This window comes from Streptomyces sp. 13-12-16 (assembly GCF_002114215.1).
Lineage (GTDB): Bacteria > Actinomycetota > Actinomycetes > Streptomycetales > Streptomycetaceae > Streptomyces.
On the sequence record NZ_NCTE01001242.1, the window covers coordinates 1 to 2772 of the forward strand.

3 protein-coding genes are annotated in these 2772 nt (G+C 75.1%); all 3 read left to right on the top strand.

Going from position 1 to position 2772, the window contains the following annotated elements; genetic code table 11:
* Nucleotides 1–867, top strand: an 867-nt coding sequence (alr, locus tag B7767_RS38630) for an alanine racemase (protein WP_085576039.1), incomplete at its 5' end; no start/stop codon positions are given.
* Entirely contained in the window at nucleotides 864–2093 is a 1230-nt protein-coding gene (locus B7767_RS38635) for an alpha/beta fold hydrolase (protein WP_085576040.1), read from the top strand. The genes alr and B7767_RS38635, both read left to right, overlap by 4 nt.
* Nucleotides 2062–2592, top strand: a complete 531-nt coding sequence (tsaE, locus tag B7767_RS38640) for a tRNA (adenosine(37)-N6)-threonylcarbamoyltransferase complex ATPase subunit type 1 TsaE (protein ID WP_085576041.1) — start codon at nucleotides 2062–2064, stop codon at nucleotides 2590–2592. Before B7767_RS38635 ends, tsaE begins: the two co-directional genes overlap by 32 nt.
* Nucleotides 2593–2772 lie beyond the last annotated feature (180 nt).

Sequence of the window (2772 nt, forward strand, 5' to 3'; positions counted from 1 at the left end):
GTGTCCCTGAGCGGCATGTGGGCGCTGGACGAGGTCACCCGGGCGGCCCGCCTCGCCGGGCGGCCCGCGCGGGTGCAGCTCAAGGCCGACACCGGGCTCGGGCGGGGCGGCTGCCAGCCCGGCGACGACTGGGCGGAACTGGTCGCCGCCGCGCTGCGCGCCGAGGCCGAGGGGCTGATCGAGGTCACCGGCCTGTGGTCGCACTTCGCCTGCGCCGACGAACCGGGCCATCCCTCCATCGCCGCCCAGCTCACCCGGTTCCGGGAGATGGTCGCGTACGCGGAGGGACGGGGCGTCGACCCCGAGGTGCGGCACATCGCGAACTCGCCCGCCACCCTCACCCTCCCCGAGAGCCACTTCGACCTCGTCCGCCCCGGCATCGCGATGTACGGCGTCTCGCCCGGCCCCGAGATCGGCACCCCCGCCGACCTGGGGCTGCGCCCGGCGATGACCCTGTCCGCCTCGATGGCCCTGGTGAAGCACGTCCCCGGCGGGCACGGCGTCAGCTACGGCCACCACTACCTCACCCCGGGCGCCACCACCCTCGGCCTCGTCCCGCTCGGCTACGCGGACGGCGTCCCCCGCCACGCCTCCTCCACCGGCCCGGTGCTGGTCGAGGGCAAGTGGCGCACGGTCGCCGGGCGGGTCGCGATGGACCAGTTCGTCGTCGACCTGGGCGGGGACGAGCCGGGGCCGGGCGCCGAGGCGGTCCTCTTCGGGCCCGGTGACCGCGGCGAGCCCACCGCCGAGGACTGGGCGCAGGCGGCCGGGACCATCGCGTACGAGATCGTCACCCGCATCGGAACCCGCGTCCCGCGCGTCTACGTCAACGACGGGAGCGACGGGGACGAGGGGAGCGCTACGTGAGCGAGGGCATCGCCGAGGCCACCGCCACCGCCGCCGCGGCCTCCGCGTCCGGTGGGGGCTGGCGCCGCGCCACCGGTGTCGCCGGTGTCGCGATAGGCGTGCTCGCCACCGGGGCCGCCGCGGGCGTCGCGATAGAGCGGATGACGGTCGGCCGGGGCATGCGCAAGAAGGCCCGGCTCGCCCTCGACTCCGCGGGACCGTACGGCGCGCTGCGCGGCACGCCGGGCAAGGCGTACGCCGATGACGGCACCGAGCTGTACTACGAGGCCGACGACGTCGACCCCGCCCCGACCCCCGAGCGGCGGCGCCGGCTGTTCGGCCGCAGGGCCCCCGCCCCGGTCACCGTGGTCTTCAGCCACGGCTACTGCCTCAACCAGGACTCCTGGCACTTCCAGCGGGCCGCGCTGCGGGGCGTCGTACGGACCGTGCACTGGGACCAGCGCAGCCACGGCCGTTCGGCGCGGGGCGCGGCACAGGTGGAGCGGGGCGAGCCGGTCACCATCGAGCAGCTGGGGCGGGACCTGAAGGCCGTCATCGACGCGGCGGCGCCCGAGGGGCCGCTGGTGCTGGTCGGTCACTCCATGGGCGGGATGACGGTGATGGCCCTCGCCGACCAGTACCCGGAGCTGATCCGGGAGCGGGTCGTGGGCGTCGCCCTGGTCGGTACGTCGTCGGGGCGGCTCGGGGAGGTCAACTTCGGGTTGCCGGTGGCCGGTGTCAACGCGGTGCGGCGGGTGCTGCCGGGGGTGCTGAAGGCGCTGGGGCAGCGGGCCGAGCTGGTGGAGCGGGGGCGCCGGGCCACCGCGGACCTGTTCGCGGGGGTCATCAAGCGGTACTCGTTCGCTTCCCGGGACGTGGATCCGGCGGTCGCCCGGTTCGCCGAGCGGATGATCGAGGGCACGCCGATCGACGTGGTCGCCGAGTACTACCCGGCGTTCAACGACCACGACAAGACCGAGGCCCTCGCCCACTTCGCCGGCCTGCCGGTGCTGGTGCTGGCCGGCGTGGACGACCTGGTCACGCCGAGCGAGCACAGCGAGGCGATCGCCGGTCTGCTGCCCGACGCGGAACTGGTGCTGGTCCCGGACGCGGGGCACCTGGTGATGCTGGAGCACCCGGAGGCGGTCACCGACCGCCTCGCCGACCTGCTCGTCCGCGCGGGTGCGGTGCCCGCAGGGGCTACCGTTGGACGCTATGGAAGCAGCAGCACCGCACAACCCGGCTGAGCCGGCGCCGACCGCGAACTCCGTAGGGCTGACCGTCACCTCCCCCGAGCAGATGCGCGAACTGGGACGCAGGCTCGCCAAGCTGCTGCGCGCCGGCGACCTGGTGCTGCTCTCGGGCGAGCTGGGTGCGGGCAAGACGACCCTGACCCGGGGCCTCGGCGAGGGGCTCGGCGTGCGGGGCGCGGTCACCTCGCCGACGTTCGTGATCGCCCGGGTGCACCCGTCCCTGGGGGACGGTCCGCCGCTGGTCCACGTCGACGCGTACCGGCTCTCCGGTGGTCTGGACGAGATGGAGGACCTCGATCTCGACGTCTCGCTGCCGGAGTCGGTGATCGTCGTGGAGTGGGGCGAGGGCAAGGTCGAGGAGCTGACCGAGGACCGTCTCCAGGTCGTCATCCACCGGGCGGTCGGCGACACCACCGACGAGGTGCGCCGGGTGACCGTGACCGGCCTGGGCGAACGCTGGACGACGACCGACCTGACCGTACTATCGGCCTGACCGGACCGCCGCCCCGGCCGCTCCGTCGGCCCGACCGTCCGACCGGCTCACCGGGTCACGCGCCCGATCGGGCCACGCGGCCCGGCCGTTCCATCGGCCCGAGCGTGCTGTCGGCCCGAGCGTGCCGCCGGCCTGGCCAGGCTGTGGGTCCGACCACCCCGCCGCCCCGGCCGGGGCACG